Origin of the sequence: Actinomadura opuntiae, assembly GCF_030283205.1 — a bacterium.
Lineage (GTDB): Bacteria > Actinomycetota > Actinomycetes > Streptosporangiales > Streptosporangiaceae > Spirillospora.
In genome coordinates this window covers 396950-417577 of sequence record NZ_JASNWF010000007.1, presented here as the reverse complement: position 1 = coordinate 417577, position 20628 = coordinate 396950, and the positions used below count along the sequence as shown (strand labels likewise).

At 73.2% G+C, this 20628-nt stretch carries 18 protein-coding genes and 1 pseudogene; 7 read left to right on the top strand and 12 right to left on the bottom strand.

The window, feature by feature from the left end; translation table 11 throughout:
- Positions 1-4: 4 nt before the first annotated feature.
- The 6 genes and pseudogenes from QP089_RS18015 to edd all read right to left on the bottom strand — a co-directional run bounded on the left by QP089_RS18015 (position 5) and on the right by edd (position 4876).
- Positions 5-730 carry a LysR substrate-binding domain-containing protein gene (locus QP089_RS18015; protein WP_285912824.1) on the bottom strand — a complete coding sequence of 242 codons (726 nt, stop codon included), beginning with the start codon at positions 728-730 and terminating at the stop codon, positions 5-7.
- A 39-nt stretch (positions 731-769) separates the two neighbouring features.
- A pseudogene (locus QP089_RS18010) lies at positions 770-895 on the bottom strand (helix-turn-helix domain-containing protein); the annotation flags it as partial.
- A 66-nt stretch (positions 896-961) separates the two neighbouring features.
- On the bottom strand, positions 962-1357 hold the full coding sequence (locus tag QP089_RS18005) for a PPOX class F420-dependent oxidoreductase (RefSeq protein ID WP_285912779.1): 396 nt from the start codon (positions 1355-1357) through the stop codon (positions 962-964).
- Between the two features lie 62 nt (positions 1358-1419).
- A complete protein-coding gene (gene eda, locus QP089_RS18000) occupies positions 1420-2046 on the bottom strand; it encodes a bifunctional 4-hydroxy-2-oxoglutarate aldolase/2-dehydro-3-deoxy-phosphogluconate aldolase (protein WP_285912777.1) in 627 nt (208 codons plus the stop codon).
- On the bottom strand, positions 2043-3038 hold the full coding sequence (gene glk / locus QP089_RS17995) for a glucokinase (RefSeq protein WP_285912775.1): 996 nt from the start codon (positions 3036-3038) through the stop codon (positions 2043-2045). Before glk ends, eda begins: the two co-directional genes overlap by 4 nt.
- Positions 3035-4876 carry a phosphogluconate dehydratase gene (gene edd / locus QP089_RS17990; protein WP_285912773.1) on the bottom strand — a complete coding sequence of 614 codons (1842 nt, stop codon included), beginning with the start codon at positions 4874-4876 and terminating at the stop codon, positions 3035-3037. Before edd ends, glk begins: the two co-directional genes overlap by 4 nt.
- A gap of 148 nt (positions 4877-5024) precedes the next feature.
- Between edd and QP089_RS17985 the strand changes: the two genes are divergently transcribed.
- Positions 5025-6143 carry an ROK family transcriptional regulator gene (locus QP089_RS17985; RefSeq protein WP_285912772.1) on the top strand — a complete coding sequence of 373 codons (1119 nt, stop codon included), beginning with the start codon at positions 5025-5027 and terminating at the stop codon, positions 6141-6143.
- Positions 6144-6149: 6 nt separating this feature from the next.
- Here QP089_RS17985 and QP089_RS17980 read toward each other — a convergent pair whose 3' ends face one another.
- Positions 6150-7802, bottom strand: a complete 1653-nt coding sequence (locus tag QP089_RS17980) for an ABC-F family ATP-binding cassette domain-containing protein (protein WP_285912771.1) — start codon at positions 7800-7802, stop codon at positions 6150-6152.
- A 91-nt stretch (positions 7803-7893) separates the two neighbouring features.
- Between QP089_RS17980 and QP089_RS17975 the strand changes: the two genes are divergently transcribed.
- From QP089_RS17975 to QP089_RS17960, 4 genes are all read left to right on the top strand, one after another.
- Positions 7894-8601 (top strand): GNAT family N-acetyltransferase, encoded by a 708-nt coding sequence (locus tag QP089_RS17975; RefSeq protein ID WP_285912770.1) that lies wholly within the window; start codon positions 7894-7896, stop codon positions 8599-8601.
- Positions 8602-8885: 284 nt separating this feature from the next.
- A complete protein-coding gene (locus QP089_RS17970) occupies positions 8886-9419 on the top strand; it encodes an RNA polymerase sigma factor (RefSeq protein WP_285912768.1) in 534 nt (177 codons plus the stop codon).
- Complete coding sequence (locus tag QP089_RS17965; protein ID WP_285912767.1) at positions 9416-10552, top strand: hypothetical protein; 1137 nt, start codon at positions 9416-9418, stop codon at positions 10550-10552. The genes QP089_RS17970 and QP089_RS17965 overlap by 4 nt, the downstream gene beginning before the upstream one ends.
- A 60-nt stretch (positions 10553-10612) precedes the next feature.
- Positions 10613-12268 (top strand): hypothetical protein, encoded by a 1656-nt coding sequence (locus tag QP089_RS17960; protein ID WP_285912766.1) that lies wholly within the window; start codon positions 10613-10615, stop codon positions 12266-12268.
- On the opposite strand, the gene QP089_RS17955 is transcribed toward QP089_RS17960, so the two are convergent.
- Entirely contained in the window at positions 12243-13421 is a 1179-nt protein-coding gene (locus QP089_RS17955; RefSeq protein WP_285912765.1) for an ROK family transcriptional regulator, read from the bottom strand. The two genes, QP089_RS17960 and QP089_RS17955, sit on opposite strands and share 26 nt — an antisense overlap.
- Before the next feature lie 129 nt (positions 13422-13550).
- Between QP089_RS17955 and QP089_RS17950 the strand changes: the two genes are divergently transcribed.
- On the top strand, positions 13551-14954 hold the full coding sequence (locus QP089_RS17950) for an APC family permease (protein WP_285912763.1): 1404 nt from the start codon (positions 13551-13553) through the stop codon (positions 14952-14954).
- Positions 14951-15820, top strand: coding sequence for an ROK family protein (locus tag QP089_RS17945; protein WP_285912762.1), 870 nt, complete (start codon positions 14951-14953; stop codon positions 15818-15820). Before QP089_RS17950 ends, QP089_RS17945 begins: the two co-directional genes overlap by 4 nt.
- Positions 15821-15835: 15 nt before the next feature.
- On the opposite strand, the gene QP089_RS17940 is transcribed toward QP089_RS17945, so the two are convergent.
- The 4 genes from QP089_RS17940 to QP089_RS17925 all read right to left on the bottom strand — a co-directional run bounded on the left by QP089_RS17940 (position 15836) and on the right by QP089_RS17925 (position 20465).
- Complete coding sequence (locus QP089_RS17940; protein ID WP_285912760.1) at positions 15836-18631, bottom strand: glycosyl hydrolase 2 galactose-binding domain-containing protein; 2796 nt, start codon at positions 18629-18631, stop codon at positions 15836-15838.
- Between the two features lie 24 nt (positions 18632-18655).
- Positions 18656-19015, bottom strand: a complete 360-nt coding sequence (locus QP089_RS17935; RefSeq protein WP_285912759.1) for an MmcQ/YjbR family DNA-binding protein — start codon at positions 19013-19015, stop codon at positions 18656-18658.
- Between the two features lie 84 nt (positions 19016-19099).
- Positions 19100-19774: a class F sortase gene (locus QP089_RS17930; protein WP_285912758.1), complete on the bottom strand. Its 675-nt coding sequence runs from the start codon at positions 19772-19774 to the stop codon at positions 19100-19102.
- 4 nt (positions 19775-19778) lie between these two features.
- The gene (locus QP089_RS17925) at positions 19779-20465 is read right to left on the bottom strand and encodes a hypothetical protein (RefSeq protein ID WP_285912757.1); all 687 of its coding nucleotides are present in this window, start codon (positions 20463-20465) and stop codon (positions 19779-19781) included.
- Between the last annotated feature and the right edge of the window lie 163 nt (positions 20466-20628).

Here is a 20628-nt window from a genome sequence, read left to right as displayed (position 1 = left end):
AAGGCTAGGCGGCGGGCGGCTCGGACAGGAGGGTGCAGCGGGACGGGACGGCGGCGCGGAGCGCGTCGAGCGCGCGGACGATCAGCGGGTTCGCGCGGCTGCCGCGCCGCACGCAGGTCAGCACCCGCCGCATCGGCACGGTGCCGCCCGCCAGCGGGACGCGCACGACCGGCTGGTCGGCCGGGCCGTCCGCGAGCCGCGGCACGAGCGACACCCCGAGCCCGTTGGCGACCAGCGCCCAGATCACCGACCAGGTGGTGGCGTTGTGCGCGATCCGGGGCGTGAACCCGGCCGCCGCGCAGTAGGCCATGACCTGCTGATGGTGGGCGCAGCCCTCGGGCTGCACGCTGATCCACGCCTCGGCCGCGGCGTCCTCCAGCCGGACGCCGCGGCGCCCCGCGAGCGGGTGCCCGGCCGGGACGATCAGGTCGAGCGCCTCCGCCATCAGAGGCTCGCGGTCGAACCGCGGGTCGCCGGGCGGCGGCGCGTCCGCGGTCGGCTCGATGACCGCGATGTCGGTCTCGCCGGCCGCGAGCAGGCCCAAAGCCACGTCGGTGTCGCACTCGCGGATCTCGACCGTGAGGGCCGGGTCCGCGCGCAGCAGGGCGCCGGCGGCCGGGGCGACCAGCCCGCCGACCGCCGTGGTGAACCCGCACATGCGCAGCGGCCCGGCGGCCCCGGCGCGGTGCGACTCCAGGTCGGCGAGCGCCTCCTCCCACCGCGACAGCATCGCGTCGGCGTGCTCGATCAGCAGGTGCGCGGCCGGGGTGAGCCGCACCCGGCGGCCCTGCGGCTCCAGCAGCGGCACCTTGAGCTCGCGCGCCAGTTCCCGCAGGTGGTGCGAGACGGCCGACGGGGTGAGGTGCAGCGCGTCCGCCGCCGAGGTGACCGTCCCGTACTGGTGGACGAGCCGGAGCGGGGTGCGGCTGGGCGCCGGGCCGTGCTCGCACCGGGACGGGGGTCACGCGTCGAGCGTCAGCTCGTAGTGCAGGGTCCTGTAGTGCTTCATCCGGTGGAGCAGCGGGACCGCGATGCCCTGCTGGAGGCGGTGCTTGCGCGCCAGCATCCGGCGGACCGGCTTCGCCTCCTCCTCGGTGAGCAGCCGGACGCGGCCGTGCACCGCCGGTCCGGTGACCTTGCCGCGGTAGGTGCTCGGCGCGACCTCGACCTCGGGGTTACGGGCCAGCCGCTTGGCCTTGTAGGCCTTGTCGTAGGTGCGGAAGTAGGCGTGGTCGCCGCGGACCACGATGTTCACCGGCGTCCCGACCGGCGTGCCGTCCTTGCGGTAGGTGGTCAGCAGGACGGTGCGCTGCCGGGCCAGGCCGTCCAGCGTCTCGCGGATCCTCGTGGTCTCCATTGCGGGCCTCCCTCGTTCTCGCTCCTGCCCAGGAGACGGGAGGGAGACCCGCGGATGTGACATCAGGCCGGGCGGAGCTTCGCGGCCTCGGCGGCGAGGACGCGGACGCGGTCCCAGTCGCCGGCGCCGAGGGCGTCGGACGGGGTGAGCCAGGTGCCGCCGACGCAGCCGACGTTCGGCAGGGCGAGGTAGTCGGCGGCGTTGCCGGGCCGGATCCCGCCGGTCGGGCAGAACCGGATCTGCGGCAGCGGCCCGCCGAGCGCCTTGAGGTAGGGGACGCCGCCCGCCGGCTCGGCGGGGAAGAACTTCATCGCGGTGATCCCCTCCTCCAGCAGCGCCATCGCCTCGGAGGCACTGGAGACGCCCGGCAGGAACGGCAGGCCGGTCTCCGCCATCGCGGCCCGCAGCCGGGGCGTGCAGCCGGGGCTGACCAGGAACCGGGCGCCCGCCTTGCGCGAGCGTTCGGCGTCCTCGGCAGTGACGACCGTCCCGGCGCCGACGACGGCGTCCGGCACCTCGGCGGCGATCCGCTCGATCGACTCGACGGCGGCGGGCGTGCGCAGCGTCACCTCGATCGCCGGGAGGCCGCCCTCGACCAGGGCGCGGGCCAGCGGCACCGCGTGGTCGGCGTCGTGCAGCACGACGACGGGAACGACGGGCGCGAGGCCGAACAGGTCATCGGTGTTCATGCGGTCTCCAGTGTCTCCAGGACGGCCGGGTGCCGCGCCAGCCGGGCGGTGGCGCCGGCGAGCGCCGGGCGGGGGTGGACGATCAGCGCGGTCGGGACGGGCCGCACGTAGTCCTCGACGGGCGGCTTCGCCTCGAAGCGGGCGCGGAAGTCGCTGCGGGCGAGGGCGCCGGCGATGCGCGGGAGGATACCGCCGCCGAGGTAGACGCCGCCGCGCGCGCCGAGCGTCAGCGCGACGTTCCCGGCGAGCGAGCCGAGGAGCGCGCAGAACATCGCGACGGTCTCCGCGCAGCGCGGGTCGCCGTCGTGCGCGCAGATCCGCGCCGGGTCGAGGGGCTCGGCCCGCACGCCGTCGATGATCGCCAGGTAGCGGTGGATCGCGGCCAGGCCGCCGCCCGACAGCAGGGACTCGGCGCGGGACGCGCCGGTCTCGGCGCGCAGCAGCCGGACGACCTCCAGTTCCCGGTCGGTCGCGGCGGGCACGTCGACCTGGCCGCCCTCGCCGGGCAGCGGCACCCAGCCGGCGGGCGTCGGGACGAGCCCGGCGACGCCGAGCCCGGTGCCCGGGCCGAGCACGGCGAGCGGGGCCGCCTCGCCCCGGCCGGTTGTGGTCGGCCCGGCGGGGCCGATGGGGACCACGTCGTCCGGGCCGAGGCGCGGCAGTGCCAGCGCGAGCGCCTCGAAGTCGTTGATGATCTCCAGGTGCGGGACGCCGAGGCGGTCGCGCACCTGCTCCGCGGTGCCCTTCGGCCAGCCGGCGTTGGTCAGGTGGTAGGTCCCGTCCGCGACGGGGCCCGCCACGGCCAGGCACGCGGCCGACGGGCGGACGTCCGGTGCGTGCCGGTCGAGGTAGGCGGCCGCCGCCTCCGCCAGGCCCGCGTGCTCGCGGGTCGGCAGCGACGCGACCTGGTACGGGACGCCGTCCGGGCCGTCCACCAGCGCGAAGCGGGCGTTCGTGCCGCCGATGTCGGCGACCAGCCACACCCCGCTCACGCGAACACTCCAGCGCCGAGCTCGGCGGTGCTGACGGAGCGGCGGAACGTGTCGAACAGCTCGCGTCCGGTGCCCGTCCACTCCGCGGCGGACGGCGCCGCGCCGCTGGGGATGCGCGCGTCGAACTCCTCGTCGGGGACGAGCACCTCGAGCAGCCCCTTGTCGGCGTCCAGCCGGACGATGTCGCCGTCGCGGACGCGCGCGAGCGGCCCGCCCGCCGCCGCCTCCGGCGACACGTGGATCGCGGCGGGCACCGCCCCCGAGGCGCCCGACATGCGTCCGTCGGTGACCAGCGCGACCCGGAACCCGCGGTCCTGGAGCACCGACAGCGGCGGGGTGAGCCGGTGCAGCTCCGGCATCCCGTTGGCCCGCGGGCCCTGGTACCGGACGATCGCGACGACGTCCCGGTCCAACTCCCCGGCCGCGAACGCCTCCTGCAGCGCCTCCTGCGACTCGAACACCCGCGCGGGCGCCTCGACCGTCCGGTGCTCGGGCCGCACCGCCGACACCTTGACCACCGCGCGGCCGAGGTTGCCGGACACGGTGTGCAGGCCGCCGTGGGTGTCGAACGGCTCGGCGGCCGGGCGCAGGACGCCGGTGTCGCCGGACTCGGCGGGCGCGTCGCGCCACACGACCTTGCCGCCCTCCAGCTGCGGCGTCTTCCGGTACGCGGCGAGGGTGGCGCCGCCGACCGTCCGGGCGTCCTCGTGCAGCAGGCCCGCGTCGATCAGCTCGCCGATCAGGAACGCGGTGCCGCCCGCGGCGTGGAAGTGGTTCACGTCGGCGGTCCCGTTCGGGTAGAGCCGGGTGAGCAGCGGCGTCACCTTCGACAGCTCGTCGAAGTCGTCCCAGGTCAGCTCGATGCCCGCGGCGGCGGCCATCGCGACCAGGTGCAGCGTGTGGTTGGTCGACCCGCCGGTCGCCAGCAGCGCGACGATCGCGTTGGCGAACGCCCGCTCGTCCAGCAGCTCGCCGATCGGGGTGTACTCGCCGGCGAGGTCCGTGATCTTCAGGACGCGGCGCCCGGCCGCCTCGGTCAGCCCGTCGCGCAGCGGGGTGCCCGGCGGGACGAAGCTGGCGCCCGGCAGGTGCAGGCCCATGACCTCCATCAGCAACTGGTTGGAGTTGGCCGTCCCGTAGAAGGTGCAGGTGCCGGGCGAATGGTAGGAGGCGGCCTCGGCGGCGAGCAGCTCGTCCCGCCCGATCTCGCCCGCGGCGTACCGCTTGCGGACCTTCGCCTTCTGCGCGTTCGGCAGCCCGGACGCCATCGGCCCGGCCGGCACCAGGATCACCGGCAGGTGCCCGAACGCCAGCGCGCCGATCACCAGGCCGGGGACGATCTTGTCGCAGACCCCGAGCAGCAGCGCGCCGTCGAACATGTCGTGCGACAGCGCCACCGCCGTCGCCATCGCCACCACGTCCCGGCTGAACAGCGACAACTCCATGCCGGCGCGGCCCTGGGTGATGCCGTCGCACATCGCCGGGACGCCGCCGGCGAACTGCGCGGTGCCGCCCGCCTGCCGGATCGCGGCCTTCAGGATGTCCGGGTAGTCCTTCAACGGCTGGTGCGCGGACAGCATGTCGTTGTACGCCGACACGATCGCGATGTTCGGCGTGACGTTCCCGCGCAGCCACAGCTTGTCCTGGACGCCGCAGGCCGCGAACCCGTGCGCCAGGTTCGCGCAGCCCATGCCGCCGCGCGCCGGGCCCTGCGTGCGGGCGGCGGCGATGCGGTCGAGGTAGGCGGTGCGCCGGGCGGCGCTCCGCTCGGCGATGCGCTGGGTGACGCGTTCCAAGACGGGATGCAACAGGGGTTGCCGAGCGGGTTGCAGGGCCATCGCAAGCTCCAGATCAGGGGGATCAGTTGATCGCCAAACTATCGAGACATACGTCACGCTTACAAGCCGACTTATGAACTTCAACTGACAAAAGTCGGTCGGTTCGCCTAACTGGACGTACCGAACGGGGCCGTGCTTCACTGACCGGATGCCGCGTCCCCTCACCCGCCCGTGCACGACCGGCGACGTGCTGCGCCTCATCCGCGAGGACGGCGTCGCCACCCGCGCCGAGCTGGGCCGCGTCACCGGCCTGTCCCGTCCCGCCGTGGCGTCCCGGGTCGCCGACCTGATCGGCCGCGGCCTGGTCGCCGAGCGCGCCGACGGACCGTCCACCGGCGGCCGCCCCCCCGCCCGGCTGGAGTTCAACGCCGCCGGCGGCGCCGTGCTGGTCGCCAACCTCGGCCAGTCCCGCGGCCAGCTCGCCGTCTGCGACCTCGCCGGCCGCGTCCTCGCCCAGACCGACGCGCCGCCCGCCGACACCAGCGCGGGCAAGACCCTGCCGCGCCTGCTCGACCACTGGGCCGACCTGCTCGCCGGCTCCGGCGTCGACCCGGCGGCGGTGCGCGGCGTCGGCCTCGGCGTCCCCGACGCCGTGGAGCACGTCCCCGGACGCTGGGACGGCGTCGAGGTCGGCCCCCCGGTCCGGGACCGGTTCGGCGTCCCCGCATACCTCGACAACGAGGTCAACACCGCCGCGCTCGGCGAGCACCAGGCCCACCCGGGCGTCCGCGACCTGCTGTTCGTCAAGGTGTCCACCGGCATCGGCGCGGGCGTGATCGCGGGCGGCGCCATCCAGCGCGGCGCGCTCGGCGCCGCCGGGGAGATCGGCCACGTGCCCGTCCCGTCCGGCACCGAGGCGCCGTGCCGGTGCGGCAACACCAACTGCGTCGAGGCCGTCGCGGGCGGCACCGCCCTGCTCGCCCGCTCCCCCGCGGCCGACCTGCCCGCCCTGGCCGCCCTCGCCCGCGCCGGCGACCCCGCCACGGTCGCGCTGCTGCGCGAGTCCGGGCGCCGCATCGGCGAGGTCGTCGCCACCGCCGTCAACCTGCTGAACCCCGCCGTCGTCGTCCTCGGCGGCGACCTCGTCGGCGCGGACGAGGCCCTCATCGCGGGTCTGCGCGAGGTCGTCTACCAGCGCTCCACGGCCCTGGCGACCCGCAGCCTGCGCATCGAGCCGAGCCGCCTCGGCGAGACCGCCGGCCTCACCGGCTGCGCCGCCATGGTCCTGTCCAACGTCCTCTCCCCCGAGGCCATCGACACGCTGTGACCCGCCTCAGGGGGCGGTGGGGGCGAGGTCGTCGGCCACCTTGCCGTCGGCGACGGTGAGGCGGCGGGTGGTGCGGACGGCCTGGAGCATCCGGCGGTCGTGCGTGACCAGCAGGAGCGTGCCGGTGTAGCCGTCCAGCGCGGATTCGAGCTGCTCGATCGCCGGGAGGTCGAGGTGGTTGGTCGGCTCGTCCAGCACCAGCAGGTTGACGCCCCTGCCCTGGAGCAGGGCGAGGGCCGCGCGGGTCCGCTCGCCGGGCGACAGGGTGCCCGCCGGGCGCAGCACGTGGCCGGCGCGCAGCCCGAACTTCGCCAGCAGCGTCCGGGCGGGCTCGGGGTCCAGGCCGGACGCGGCGCCGAACGCGTCCAGCAGCGGCTCGTCCCCGAGGAACAGGCCGCGCGCCTGGTCGACCTCGCCGACGACCACGCCGGAGCCGAGCGCCGCGTCGCCCTCGTCCGGGGCGATCCGGCCGAGCAGCACGCCGAGCAGCGTCGACTTGCCCGCGCCGTTCGCGCCGGTGATCGCGACCCGGTCGGCCCAGCCGATCTCCAGGTCCACCGGGCCCAGCGTGAACGCGCCGCGCCGCACCACCGCGCCCCGCAGCGTCGCCACCACCGCGCCGGACCGGGGCGCCGCGGCGATCTCCATCCGCAGCTCCCACTCCTTGCGCGGCTCCTCGACGGTCTCCAGCCGCTCGATGGCCCGCTCGGTCTGCCGCGCCTTCGCCGCCTGCTTCTCGCTGGCCTCCGACCGGAACTTGCGGCCGATCTTGTCGTTGTCGGTGGCCTTGCGGCGCGCGTTGCGGACGCCCTTGTCCATCCAGGCGCGCTGCATCTGCCCGCGCTCGCGCAGGGCCGACAGCCTGCCCGCGTACTCCTCGTACTCGGCCCGCGCGTGCCGCCGCGCGACCTCGCGTTCGGCCAGGTAGGCGTCGTATCCGCCGCCGTACAGGTTGATCTGGTGCTGGGCCAGGTCCAGTTCCAGGACGCTCGTCACCGTCCGGGCGAGGAACTCGCGGTCGTGGCTGACGACGACCGTCCCCGCCCGCAGCCCGGTGACGAACCGCTCCAGGCGTTCGAGGCCGTCCAGGTCCAGGTCGTTCGTCGGCTCGTCCAGCAGGAACACGTCGTAGCGGCTGAGCAGCAGCGACGCCAGGCCCGCCCGCGCCGCCTGGCCGCCGGACAGCGCGGTCATCGGCTGGTCGAGCGCGACTCCCAGGCCCAGCTCGCCGGCGACCTCGCCGGCCCGGTCCTCCAGGTCGGCGCCGCCGAGCGCGAGCCAGCGCTCCAGCGCCACCGCGTAGGCGTCGTCGGCGCCCGCGCGTCCCTCGACCAGGCCCTCGGTCGCCGCGTCCAGGTCGGCCTGCGCCTTCGCCACGCCCGTCCGGCGCGCGAGGAACCCCGCCACCGACTCCCCCGGCCGCCGCTCCGGCTCCTGCGGCAGGTACCCGACGACCGCCGACGCCGGGCTCAGCTGGACGGTGCCGTCCTCCGGCGTCTCGATCCCGGCCAGCAGCCGCAGCAGCGTCGACTTGCCCGCACCGTTACCGCCGACCAGCCCGACGACGTCACCGGGGGCGACGACGAGATCGAGGCCGTCGAACAACGCCCGGTCCCCGTGGCCGGCCGCGAGATCCTTGACAACGAGAGTGGCGCTCATAGACCCCCAACGCTATCCGTCCCGGCCCGCGGGCCGCCCCGCCCGTTGATCGCCAGGAGTCATCCGGCCCCTCCCGGGCGTTGGGGTGGACATGAACCCGCTTTACCTGCAGACCGGAACGGCTTGGCCCCCCGATGGCACCGCCGGTTCCCGCGCGTCCGCGCAGGTCCGAGCGTTCACCGAGAGCGACCGGACGGAACTGCTCGCCCTGTTCGGCCGCGCCCGCGAGGGCTCCCCGTCCGCGTCCGTGTGGGGTCATGAGGAGTCCGAGGCGGCCATCTACCTCACCCCCTACATGGATCGTGAGCCGGAGTCGCTCTTCGTCGCGGAGTCCGGTGGACGGCTCGTGGGCTGCCTGACCGGATGCCCCGACTCGTCCCGCCTCCCGAGCGAGGAGGAGCGCACGCTGCAGGCCATCCGGCGGCACCGCCTCATGCTGCGCCCCCGGCTCGCGGCCTTCTTCGCGCGCAGCACCGCGGACCTGCTGTGGGCCGCGGCCCGCCGCCGCCCCCGGGCGACGGCCTTCGAGGACGCCCGGTGGCCCGCGCATCTGCACATCAACCTCGTTCCCGAGGCGCGCGGGACCGGTGCCGCCGAGAACCTCATGACCGCCTGGTTCGACCGGCTCAGGTCCATCGGTTCCCCCGGCTGCCACCTGCAGACCCTCTGCGAGAACACCCGCGCGGTCGCCTTCTTCCGGCGCATGGGCTTCACCGAGCACGGCCCCGCCCGCCTCGTCCCCGGCCTCAGACACGGAGGCGAACGCCTCCACCAACGAACCATGGTCTGGACCCCCTGATCGCTGCCTGACCTCCTCCACGCCAGGTTCACCGCCGATCGAGAAGATCGACGAACCGGTGAGCGACACGCAACAGGCGGGGCTGCCGCTATGGCGGGACGAGGCGATCACGTCCGAGATCGCGCCACGACGGCCCGGGTGTGGCTGCTGGAGGGCGCAAGCCTCTGGCGCGGCCGCGGCATTACGCTGACACTGTTGCGGCGGTGACGGCCGCCGGTTACGGCTCGTCCCGAAAAAGATCGGCCCCGCGTGCAACATCGGCGCCCCGGGTGCGTCTCTTCCCCGTGAGCCTCCTCAAATACCGCGAGGACGACCCTCCGGACCTGGCGGAGCCCTCCGCCGAGAGGGCCGTTACGCAGCTGTACGAAGCGCACGCCCTGAGCCTCGTCCGCCTGGCGCTGGTGATGGTCGGGGACAGGCAGACCGCCGAGGACGTCGTCCAGGACTCCTTCCTCGGCCTGTACCGGCGCTGGGGGCGGCTGAAGGACACCGGCAAGGCGCTGACGTATCTGAGGTCGTCGGTGCTCAACAACTGCCGGTCCGTGCTGCGGCGCAGGGGGCGCCGCCTGCCCGGCACCCGGGACCTGCCCGCTGCGTCGGCGGAGAGCCGCGTCCTGGACCTGGAGCAGGGCAGGGAGATCCTCGACGCGCTGCGCCGCCTGCCACACCGGCAGCGGGAAACCCTGGTGCTCCGGTTCGTCCTCGAACTGTCCGAGGAGGAGACCGCGCAGGTCATGCGCGTGAGCAGGGGCACCGTCCGGTCCAACACGTCCCGCGGTCGCACCGCCCTTGAGCGCATGCTGGGAGACAAACCGTGAACATCGAACGCCTGCTGAAGGACGCCGCTGCCGACGAGATGCGCGAGGTGACGCGCGAGTCGCTGCCGCCGCTGGCCCTGCCCGCCGCCCGCCGCCGGTCGATGGGATGGTGGCCCGTGCCCGTCGCCGCCGTCCTCACCGTGATCGCGGTCGTGACCGTGACCGTCGCACTCCGCAGCACCGTGCGCGACGTGGACGCGCTCGGCGCGCACGAGGGCGGCCCCCCGTACTTCCTGGCGACCCAGCACAAGGGCGTCGTCGGGGTCTTCGACTCCTGGACGGGACGCAAGACCGCCGACATCGAGCCCAGCGCCGGGCACTACACCGCGCTCGCGGCCGCGGCCGAGCGGCGCACCTTCTTCCTGGCGGACGAGGTAGGCACCTGCCGCACCCGCATCGACAAGGTGACCCTGCGCCGCGACGGCTCCGTGGCGCGCAGGACCACGCTGCCGGGCGAGTTCAGCGCCCAGGTGGAGGAGATGGCCGCCACGGCGGACGGGCGCCGCGTCGCCTTCACCGACGCGAACACCGAATGCCGCGGCGACGATGTGACGATCGTCGAATCCCCGTCCGGCCGCCATCAGGGGTGGCGCGCACCGAGCGGCGACCCACCGATGTACGTGTGGTCCCTGGCATGGGAGGCCGACGGCCACACCCTCCTCATCGGCACCGCTCCCCCGGAGAGCATCGCCCGGAAGGACGACTCCGTCAGCGGGGTCCTGCGTACGCTCGACACCCGAACCACCGACCCGACCCTCGCCGCCACCAGCGTCGCCCTGACCATCCGGGACGACGACCTCGACCTCTCGTCCTTTCGGCCCTCCCAGGACGGACGGACGGTCATGGCCGTACAGAAGGACTCCTTCGAGGATGTGTTCGGCTCCGTCGCGGTGGTGGAGCTGCTTCTGTCCAGGGACACCGATCGCAAGACGTCCGTCCGCATACTGGGCCGCATGACGGCCCAGCAGATAGCGCCTGCGACACCGACCGATTTCCGCACCACCCTCGACGCGACCGGTAAGCATCTTCTCGTCAGCTCCCGACACGACCGGGCCATTTTCCGCATGGACGAGGGAAGGTTCCACCGCCTCCCCGACATGCACCGCACCGACCTGGGCCTGATCGCCTGGTGAATCGGAAAATTCTTTTGTCGCCGGCATGCAACAAACGGGGTCCGCCGACGTCTCTACTATGTGAAAATCGAACAAGAAGAAAACGCTCGGCCCGATACCGGGGCTCATGCAGCGAACGCCAGTGAAAAGAGAGCTTCGGCAACGCGGATTTTACGGGTCGGGCGGGCCTGGGTACGGGTTCGATTCGCGCGCGATGCCCTGTTCCTCGCGCTTCTCGTAGCCGGTACCGCTCTCCGGGTGGTCGCGGCGCTCGGGTATCGCCCCGCACTGTGGTTCAACGACAGTTACGACTACGTCCGCATCGGACTCTCCCCGTTCCCGCATCCACTGCGCGCCGACGGCTACGGGCTGATGCTGTGGCTCCTCAAACCATTCCATTGCCTGGCATTGGTGGTGGCCGTCCAGCATATTCTGATGCTGGGCACGGCCGTTCTGGGATATCGGCTCATGGTGGGCGCACTGGGCGTCGCCCGGCCGTGGGCGTCGCTCGCCGGCCTTCCCGTGCTCTTGGACGCGTACGAGATCGACCTGGAACACCTCCTGCTGTCCGACACGCTGTTCACCGCCCTGCTCTTCGCCGCGACGGCCGTGCTGGTGCGGACGGAACCGGCGTCCTGGCGGCGGGCCGCGGCAGTGGGCGTCCTGCTGGGCGCGGCCGCCGTCACCCGCACGGTGGGCGTGCCGCTGATCTTCGTCGCGGCGTCCTACCTGCTGCTGCGGCGACGGCCCCGCTGGGCGGCCGCGGCGGCACTGTGCGCGGCCTTCGCACTCCCCCTGGGCGGGATGGCACTCTGGTTCCACGCCGCGAACGGCCGTTACGAACTGTCGGGAGCGGACGGCATTTACCTGTGGGGGCGGACGGCCGCGTTCGCCGACTGCTCCAAGCACGCTCCGCCCAGGCACCTGTCCCGAATGTGTCCCGCCCTTCCTCCCGAGCAGAGACTGGCGTCTTCAAGCCAGATCTGGGCGGCCGGTTCCCCGACCGGATGGCGGCACGGGCACGCCTTCACGCCGGAGACCAACGAGCTCGCCTCGCAGTTTGCCGTGTGGGCCCTGACGCATCAGACCGCCGCCTATGCAAAAGTCGTGGCCTACGATCTGTTCGTCCGGACGTTCTCCTGGAACAGGGCGGGATATCCGACTCGGGGCACCGAAGCGCTGTACCACTTCCCGGCGTACTCGTCACCGAACGCCTCCTTCCCCGTCATCGGCGGCGGCACCGCCGACAGCGTGGCCCGGGCTTACGAGAAAGGGCCGGCCGAGACGCATGCCTCCGATCCGTACGCCGTCTTCCTTCGCGGCTACCAGAAGATCTTCTACACACGCGGAACAATCCTCGGACTGATCGCTCTCGTCGGCCTCGCCGGGCTCGTCCGGCCCCGTAACCGAGCCCGCGCGACCCGCCGCCCAGCCGCACTCCTCTGGACGACCGGCTTCGGCCTTCTCGCCATCCCGCCGCTGACCGTCGATTTCGACTACCGCTACACATTGCCGGCGCTGCCGTTCCTGTGCATGGCAGCGGCAGCCGCATGGCGCCGTCCGCACGACGCCCCTTCACCGGGCCGTCTACCGCAGGGACGACGGGCGCTTCCACCGTCTCCCCGACATGCACCGCACCGACCTCGGCCTGATCGCCTGGTGAAGCGTGCCACCTCTGGCCGCTCCTTCACGCCGTGGGGTTCTGGGCGGGTCAGGGGTCGGTTACGGCGCGGGTGAAGACGAGGTCGCGGGCCGTTTTCAGGCCCGTCGCCAGGGCGCCGAGGACGACGGCGTCGTCGCCGAGGGCGGAGACCTCCACGCGGGGCGCGCCGAGCGGGGTCATCGTCTCCAGGCGGTCGCGCACGGCGCCGAGGAGCACGTCGGCGCCGTGCCCGCCGATGCCGCCGCCCAGCACGATCAGGTCGGGGTCGAGGAGCGCGACGACGCTGGCCAGGGCCCGGGCGACGTGACCGGCCTCGTGCGCGACGGCCTCCGCCGCGAGCGGGTCTCCGGCGCGGGCCTCGTCGAAGACGCGCTTGGCGGTGATCGGCCCGGTCATCCCGAGCCGACGCGCGGCGGCCACGACGCCGGGGCCGGACGCGACCGACTCCAGCATCCCGTGCGAGCGGGCCTCCCGCGGGTCGGCCTCACCGAACGGCAGCCACGCGATCTCCCCGGCCGCGCCGCGGGAGCCGCGGTGCAGCTCGCCGTTCAGGACGATCCCCATCCCGATGCCGGTGCCGATCGACATGAACGCGAAGTTCGCCACGCCCTCGCCCAGCCCGTACCCCTGCTCCCCCAGCGCGGCCAGGTCGATGTCGTTCTCGATGGTGCAGGGCGCGGGCAGCCGCCGCGCCAGCCGGCCGGTGACGCCCGGCGCGTCCCAGCCGGGCAGGTTGGGCGCCAGGCGCAGGCGGCGGTTCTCGACGTCGTGGACGCCGGGGGTGCCGAGCACGATGGTGGTGACGGCGCCGTCCGCGGCCTTCGCCAGGTCGTCGACGATCCGGCCGATCCGGTCGATGAGCGCGGCCGGTCCGGCGCCGGCCGAGCGGACGTCCTCGCGCACCGCGATCTCGCCGGACAGGTCGGCGAGCGCGGCGCGGATCCATTCCCGGCCGACGTCGAGCCCGATCACCCAGCCCGTCTCGGGCCGGATGCCGTACAGCCGGGCGGACCGTCCGGCACCGCCGGCGCGCCGGCCGGTCGCCTTGACCAGCCCGACCCGCTCCAGGTCGGCGAGCGCGAGCGAGATCGTGGGCTTGGACAGCCCGGTCGCGGTGGCGAGCTGCGGGCGCGACACCGGCCCGAGCAGGCGGATCTGCTCGTAGACGGCGCGCTCGTTCATGATCCGCAGCACGCTGGTGGTGTTGGCGGTCTCCCGGCTCGGCACGTGTAAAGACTGACATATCCCGGCACGGCGCTCGCCTCGGGTGTTGATTTGTTAGGGAGCCTCCCTTACATTCGCACCGGCGTCGAGCGGGGGGGAGACGTCCCGATCGACAGGAAGGGAGAGACCGCGATGACCGCTCCCGCGGGTTCGGGGTTCGAGCGGCGGCTCGGCGTGTTCCAGGCCACCACCGTGAACATGACCCAGATGTGTGGAATCGGCCCGTTCGTCACCATTCCGGCGATGATCTCCACGATGGAGGGCCCGCAGGCCATGTTCGGCTGGCTGGTCGGCGCGCTGATCGTGCTGGCCGACGGCCTGGTCTGGGCCGAGCTGGGCGCGTCCATGCCCGGCGCCGGCGGCACCTACCTGTACCTGCGCGAGGCGTTCCAGTACCGGACCGGACGGCTGATGCCGTTCCTGTTCGTCTGGTCCGCGGTGCTGTTCATCCCGCTGATCATGTCGACCGGGGTGATCGGGCTCGTGCAGTACGCGGGCTACCTGTGGCCCTCGCTCGTGGACGGCTCCGGCCTGTCGACCGCCGGCCACGTCCTCGCGATCGCCGTCGTCGCGGTCGTCGTCGCCGCGCTGTACCGGAAGATCGGCGACATCGGGCTGCTCACGACGGTCTTCTTCGTCGTCATGCTGGTCTCCGTGCTCGGCGTCATCCTCGCCGCGTTCACGCACTTCCACTCCGACCTGGCGTTCACCTACCCGCACGACGCGGGGTCGAAGTTCTTCCACGGCCTCGGCGCCGGGCTCGTCATCGCCGTGTACGACTACCTCGGCTACAACACGGCCGCCTACCTCGGCGCGGAGGTCCGGCAGCCGGGCCGGGTGATCCCGCGGGCGATCATCTTCTCGATCCTCGGCATGATGACGCTGTACTTCCTGCTCCAGGTCGGGATCCTCGGCGTGATCCCGTGGGAGAAGACGCAGGAGTCCAGCTCGTTCGCGTCGCTCGTCCTGGAGTGGACGTGGGGCAAGGGCGCCGCGCGGGTCTTCACGGTCGGGATCATCGTCACCGCGTTCGCGTCGGTGTTCGCGGGCCTGCTCGGCGGCTCGCGGGTGCCCTACAACGCGGCCCGCGACAAGCTGTTCCTGCCGTGGTTCGCGCGGATGCACCCGCGCCTGAAGTTCCCGACGTTCGGGCTGTACGCGATGGGCGTCATCACCGCGATCGGCTCGCTGTTCACCCTGACCGCCGTCATCAGCATGCTGACCGCGGTGTTCGTGCTGGTGCAGTCGGTGGCGCAGATCGTCGCCCTGACCGTGCTGCGGCGCCGGCAGCCGGACCTGCCGCGCCCGTACCGGATGTGGCTGTATCCGCTGCCGAGCCTGGTCGCGCTGGCGGGCTGGATCTACATCTACAAGTCGGCGGGCACCAAGCCGATCGTGCTGTCGCTGGTCTGGCTCGCGGCCGGCGTCGTCGCGTACCTGGTCTGGGCGCGGCTGGAGCGGATCTGGCCGTTCGGGCCGAAGGAGATCAGCGAGCCCTTCACCGAACCCGGCGGCGCCGAACCGCAGGCCGCATGATCCTCGGGATCGACTTCGGGGGGACCAAGGTCGCGCTGGCCACCGCCGACCCGACCGGGACGCCGCTGCGCCGCGCCCGCCTGGAGACCCGGGCCGCGGACGGTGCGAAGCGGGTGCTGCGCCGGGCGCTGGACGCGGCGCACCGCCTGCTCGCCGAGACCCCCGGCACGCTGACCGCGGTGGGCGTCTCGACGTTCGGCGTCGTCCGCGAGGGGCGGGTGCGGCTGGCGCCCAACGTCCCCGGATGGGAGGACCTGCCGCTGCCCGACCTGCTCTCCGGCGATCTCGGCGCGCCCGTGCGCATCGACAACGACGTGAACGCGGCCACCGCCGCGGAGGCGCGCTGGGGGCGGCTCGCGGGCGTCGGCACCGGCGTCTACGTGAACCTCGGCACCGGCCTCGGCGCGGGGCTCGTCGTCGGCGGACGCGTCGTGCCGGGCGCGCACGGCGCCGCCGGCGAGATCGGGTACCTGCTGCGGCGCCCCGGCGAGCCCGGGTGCGCGGACGGCCGCGCGCCGCTGGAGGAGTACGCCTCGGGCAGCGGCCTGGCCACGCGGGCCTCGGCCCTTCTCGGTGAGCCGGTGACGGCCGCCGGCCTGTTCGCCCGCCGGGACGAGCCGCAGGTGGCCGCGCTGCTGGACGACGCCGCCGGGGCGCTCGGCCTGGCGGTCGCCAACCTCGCGACGACGCTCGATCCCGAGCGGGTGGTCCTCGGCGGCGGCATGGCGGCCGAGCCGTCCCTGCTTCCCGCGATCCGCGCGACCGTCGCGCGGGCGGTCCCGTTCCCGCCGGAGGTGGTGACGGCCCGGTTCGTCGACGACGCCGCGCTCATCGGCGCTATCGCGCTCGCGGGGACCGGGTCGTGAACCCGCTCCTCGCGTCTACGGCGCAGCGGGAACGGTACGAAGCGGCAGGTTCATCCCGGTCAGGCTGACGACCGGGACGGCGCCGCGCAGGTCGGAGGCGCGGTAGCGGGCGGTCAGCGTCTGCGACTGCCCGGGCCACAGCGTGACGTCGTTGTCGTTCCAGCGGATCGGCAGCACCTGGTCGTCGCCGGGCAACCGGCGCCCGCCGGACGCGCCCCGCCGCACGTCCGCCCTGGTGAAGACCGTCGGTGCCGTCCCGGTCGCCGTGATCGTCACGGTGGTCACCAGGTCGGCGCCGTCGCGGCGGGTGGCGGCCGTCGCGCGCACGGCGGCGCGGGGCAGGCCGCGCAGGCCGGTCAGGTCGGCGTATCCGTCCGGCCGGAAGGCCGTGCCGCTGCCCTTGCCGAGGGTGTTCTTCCAGTCCACCGCGTCCGGCTTCGTGGACAGCCAGTAGACGTTGCGGCTCACGGTCGCGCCGCGCCGGGTCAGCGTGAGCTCGAGGAAGTAGGTGCGGGAGATGCCCTTCGGCGCCCGCGCGGCGGTCACGGTCCGGACGTCCTGGGTGTCCAGTGCGGGAACGGCGACGAGGGAGGTCCCCTTCACGGTGCCGTCGATGTCGATCAGCCGCGCCCGCGCCGTCAGCCCGACCTGCCGGCTCCCGGTCAGGTTGGCGACCTTCACCGCACCGGACGCGTAGTCGTACATGACGTGCACCGGCTCGCCGGCCTTCTTCGCGCCGAAGTACACGCCGGGCTGGTCGAAGTCCTGGTTATACAGGTTCCACTGAAGCGACGGCCAGGCCTTGTTCAGCATCCAGTAGATGACGCCGGTGCTCGGGTTGGCGGGGTCCTTGGAGTTGCCGAGGTACGCCTCGAACTGCGCGCGGGCGGCCTCGTACCCGCCCATCTGCGCGATCCGCTGGTAGGAGGCCATGTCGGACCAGGGTCCGTACCGGTGCCACAGCGGGGTGTTGTACTGCCCCATGCGCGCGGTCCGGGTGTAGTCGTTGTAGGCGTACACGTGGAAGAGGTCCCGGCCGGAACGCGGACCGCGCGCCGTGGCCGGGTCCCAGATCGCGGCCTGGTCCTGCGGGGTCAGGAAGCGGTCGAGCGAGTCCTGCGTCGGGACGGTGTTGCCCGCGCTCGTCTCGGTGTCGAAGCCCCAGGCGCTTCCGGCGTTGGTGTACGACGGGTCGTTCACGGCGGCGGTCTCGCGGCCGTTGCTCCACCAGTAGACGGGCGGCACATAGTTGTACGGCCCCTCCTTTGCGCCGGACGGGCCGAGCCGCGGCGACGCCTTGTCCTCCGCGGACGCGATCTGCGGCGTGCCCCAGTCGGCGGCCTCGAACGCCGGCACGTACACCGACTCCTTCGCCGCGTCCGGCGCCGCATCGCTCCCTTGGAAGAAGGTGAACACGCTCGGGTGGTCGCGCAACCGGCGGGCGACGGCCGCGGCTTGGACGGCGGCGTTGTCCTGGAGCTCCTTGCTCCACTTGGCGTACGGGTCCTCCCAGCGGTCGCAGCACTGCCAGCCGGTCATGGCGAGCAGCCCGTCGCGGTCCATCTGCCGGAACATGTCGTCCGGCGGGAAGTTGCCCTCGAACCGCAGCGCGTTCAGGCCCAGGTTCTTGACGTAGGCGAGCTGGTCCCGGACGTTCCGGGGCGAGTAGCGCAGGAACATGTCCGGCGACCAGCCGCCGCCGCGGATCACGATCGGCACGCCGTTGATCTCGAACCGCCGGTAGCCGTGCGGCACGTGCGTCCGGCCGGGGACGGCGCGGGTCAGCGACGAGGTGACCGTGCGGATGCCGAAGTCCTCGGCGTACCGGCCGGTCTCCCGCCCGTCCGTGCGCAGGTGCGCGGCGAGGCGGTAGAGCGGCTGGTCGCCGAGCTGGTACGGCCACCACACATCCGGATGGTCGAGGCGCAGACCGAGCGCGACCGGGCGGACGGTGTTCGGCGGCAGGGTCAGCGCCGTCCTGAACGGCAGCCGCGTCGCGCCCCGGCCGACCGTGCCGGAGAACTCGGCCCGCCGCACGGTTCCGGTGTTGTTGCGCAGCAGCGCCTTGACGGTGAGGTCGGAGCGGGAGAGGTCGCGGGCGTTGCGCTGCACGACGTGGACGTCGCGCAGCGACACCGGGCCGTCCTGGACGATCTTCGGCGGGCGGTCCAGGCCGGTCCCCTGGTCCGGCGCGGCCGGGTTCCAGTCGAGGCGGCTGCCGGTGAGGTAGGTCTTCGCCTTGTTCGGCGCGATGTCGAGCGCGATCGCGTTGGCGCCGTCGCGCACGTACCGGGTCACGTCGTACTCGAAGCGCGCGTAGGAGCCCTGGAGCCGCGAGCGGCCGTCGATCCGGGCGCCGTTCACCCACAGGTCGGCGGTGCCGGAGACACCGTCCATGATCAGGAAGGTGCGGCCGCCGCGCCGCGGGTGCAGGATCACCTCGTCCCGGTACCACCAGTTCACGGCGAACTGCCCGGTCGGCACCGACTTCAACCGGTCGGAGTAGAAGACGTGCGGGTACCGGCCGTTCTCCAGCAGCCCCGCCATCAGCGTCCCGGGACGGCCGATCGGCAGCCAGCCCGACGTCCGGTATCCAGGCCGGGAGATCCGCGCGCCGTCGCTCCCGGCGACGGCCGAGGACTGGATCCGCCAGCCCCGGACCAGGTCGGAGGCGCCGTCCTCGCCCGGCGGCGCGAGGGCGACGGGCTCCGCGCGCTCCCGCGCGACGCCGCTCGCAGCCCACGGCGGGGCGGCGACGGCGAGGACCGCGCAGGCGGCCAGGGCCACCGGCGGTCGTCCGAGCTTCAACATGGGCGCCTCCGCCGCACAATCAGGTCAGCTCGTCAGTTCGTTTCGTTGGACTTTGGGGAGGCGGGCCACCACCAGGTCGTAGGAGTGGTCGATCAGCTCCCGGAGTTCGTCGTCGGGGACGGAACCGTCCAGCGCGACGGTGTTCCAGTGGCGTTTGTTCAGGTGGTAGCCGGGGGTTATCGCGGCGTGGCGGGCGCGCAGGTCGAGGGCCAGGCCGGGGTCGCATTTGAGGCTGACGCTGCCCGGGGGCGGGCCCAGTGACACGAGCGCGAACATCCGTCCGAAGACCTTGAACACGGCCACCTGGTCACCGAACGGGTAGTCCTCCACCGCGCCCGCCTTGGCGGTGCATTCGTCGAGGACGCGGTCGCGCAGGGAGGGCATCGGGGCTCCGTTCTCCAGGGGCGTCTTCAGGATTCCATGCGCCGGCCCCGGCTCCGCGCCAAGCGGGGCCGGGGCCGGTGCCGGTCAGGGGTTGCGGTGTGCTCCCTGGGAGCCGGGGATCAGGGACGCGTAGACGATGATGTTGTCGTCGTAGTGGCCCCGCTTGCGGTCGAAGTCGCCGCCGCAGGTGACGAGGCGCAGTTCCGGGCCCCCTTCCTGCCCGTAGACCTTGTCGGTCGGGAACTTGTCCTTGGCGACGCGCTGGACGCGGTCGATGCGGAAGGCCGGCGCGGTGCCGTCCTTGCGGGCGACCTCGATCCGGCGTCCCGGCCGGAGCGCGCCGAGCCGGTAGAAGACGCCCGGCTTGGTCTTGGAATCGACGTGGCCGACGAGGACGCTGCGGCCGTTCTCCCCCGGGGTCGGACCGTCCTCGTACCAGCCGACCTCGTCGACCCTGCTCAGCGGCGGCACCCCGAGCTCGCCGTCCTGGCGGGTCGCGACCGGCACGACCGGGGCGTCCACCTTGATGGACGGGATCTCGATCCGCTCCGGCGCGGACGGGGAGAGCGCCTGCTCCGGGTTCGGGGCCGCATTCTCGGGCGCCTTCGCGACCAGGTCGGACGTGGGCGGTTGCGGTGGCGCGTCGGGGCCGCCGAGCCGGAACCCGACGACGCACATGGCGGTTCCTGTCGCGATGAACACGGCGGCCAGCCAATACCACAGGTGGTTCGGCCGGCCGCTGCGCCTTGCTCTGCTCATGGGCTCAGGAAAGACCCTTCGCCCGGCGGCGCAGTGCGGCGATCGCGACGCCGCCGCCCAGCGCGATGACGCCGAGGCCGGCCCCGGCCAGCAGCGGGCCGTTCGACGCGGCGGCGGTGCCGCCGCCACCGGCCATCACGCCGCCCCTGGGCGTGATCGGCTTGAGGTAGGTGCGCGAGACCCACTTGCCGATCTGGTTCGCCGGCACGCTCTGGCGCAGCCGCACCCAGCCCTTCGTCGCGGTGCAGTCAGCGCCGATGTGCTTGGCGTAGGGCAGCGGCGGCGGCACGAGCTTGCCGTTCGGCGTCTCGCGGACGTTCAGGCCGTGCCGGGCGGTGACCTCGTACCGGCAGATCCCGCCGGTCGTGATCGGCCTGAGGTAGGTCGTGGAGACCCACTTGCCGATGTCCTTGGCCGGCACGCCGCCGCGCAGCTGCGTCCAGCCCGACGCCTTGCAGTCGGCGCTGAGGTGCTTGCGGTACGGCAGCGTGTCGACGACGGCGCCGTTCGGCTTCGTGCGGACGTTCAGGCCGTGCCGGGCGGTGACCTCGTACCGGCAGACCTTCGCCGCGGCCTCCGCCCGGTGCGGCGCCGCCGCCGCCTCGGCGGCCGTGCCGCCGCCCAGCAGCGACAGACCGCCCGCCGCGCCGGCCACCGCGAGCGCCATCCCGGTTCGCGCACTTGTCCTCATTCTTCTCCCTACCTAGTGATCTCGTCGATTGCCGGACGTGTCCAACATCGTTTCGTTGATCACACTTCCCGCAGAGAATTCGGCGCATGTCGTCCCGGTCGCAAACAATCGGGATAGCGTTCGGAGCGCATCATGAAAAGCATGCCGGACGATGCCCAAGTGA

What these genes read in the sequence shown, in the direction of transcription:
- QP089_RS18015 (WP_285912824.1), bottom strand. Translation starts at nt 730, where the DNA reads ATGCTGTCGCGGTGGGAGGAGGCGCTCGCCGACCTGGAGTCGCACCGC.
- QP089_RS18005 (WP_285912779.1), bottom strand. Translation starts at nt 1,357, where the DNA reads ATGGAGACCACGAGGATCCGCGAGACGCTGGACGGCCTGGCCCGGCAG.
- eda (WP_285912777.1), bottom strand. Translation starts at nt 2,046, where the DNA reads ATGAACACCGATGACCTGTTCGGCCTCGCGCCCGTCGTTCCCGTCGTC.
- edd (WP_285912773.1), bottom strand. Translation starts at nt 4,876, where the DNA reads ATGGCCCTGCAACCCGCTCGGCAACCCCTGTTGCATCCCGTCTTGGAA.
- QP089_RS17985 (WP_285912772.1), top strand. Translation starts at nt 5,025, where the DNA reads ATGCCGCGTCCCCTCACCCGCCCGTGCACGACCGGCGACGTGCTGCGC.
- QP089_RS17980 (WP_285912771.1), bottom strand. Translation starts at nt 7,802, where the DNA reads ATGAGCGCCACTCTCGTTGTCAAGGATCTCGCGGCCGGCCACGGGGAC.
- QP089_RS17975 (WP_285912770.1), top strand. Translation starts at nt 7,894, where the DNA reads ATGAACCCGCTTTACCTGCAGACCGGAACGGCTTGGCCCCCCGATGGC.
- QP089_RS17950 (WP_285912763.1), top strand. Translation starts at nt 13,551, where the DNA reads ATGACCGCTCCCGCGGGTTCGGGGTTCGAGCGGCGGCTCGGCGTGTTC.
- QP089_RS17945 (WP_285912762.1), top strand. Translation starts at nt 14,951, where the DNA reads ATGATCCTCGGGATCGACTTCGGGGGGACCAAGGTCGCGCTGGCCACC.
- QP089_RS17940 (WP_285912760.1), bottom strand. Translation starts at nt 18,631, where the DNA reads ATGTTGAAGCTCGGACGACCGCCGGTGGCCCTGGCCGCCTGCGCGGTC.
- QP089_RS17935 (WP_285912759.1), bottom strand. Translation starts at nt 19,015, where the DNA reads ATGCCCTCCCTGCGCGACCGCGTCCTCGACGAATGCACCGCCAAGGCG.
- QP089_RS17930 (WP_285912758.1), bottom strand. Translation starts at nt 19,774, where the DNA reads ATGAGCAGAGCAAGGCGCAGCGGCCGGCCGAACCACCTGTGGTATTGG.
- QP089_RS17925 (WP_285912757.1), bottom strand. Translation starts at nt 20,465, where the DNA reads ATGAGGACAAGTGCGCGAACCGGGATGGCGCTCGCGGTGGCCGGCGCG.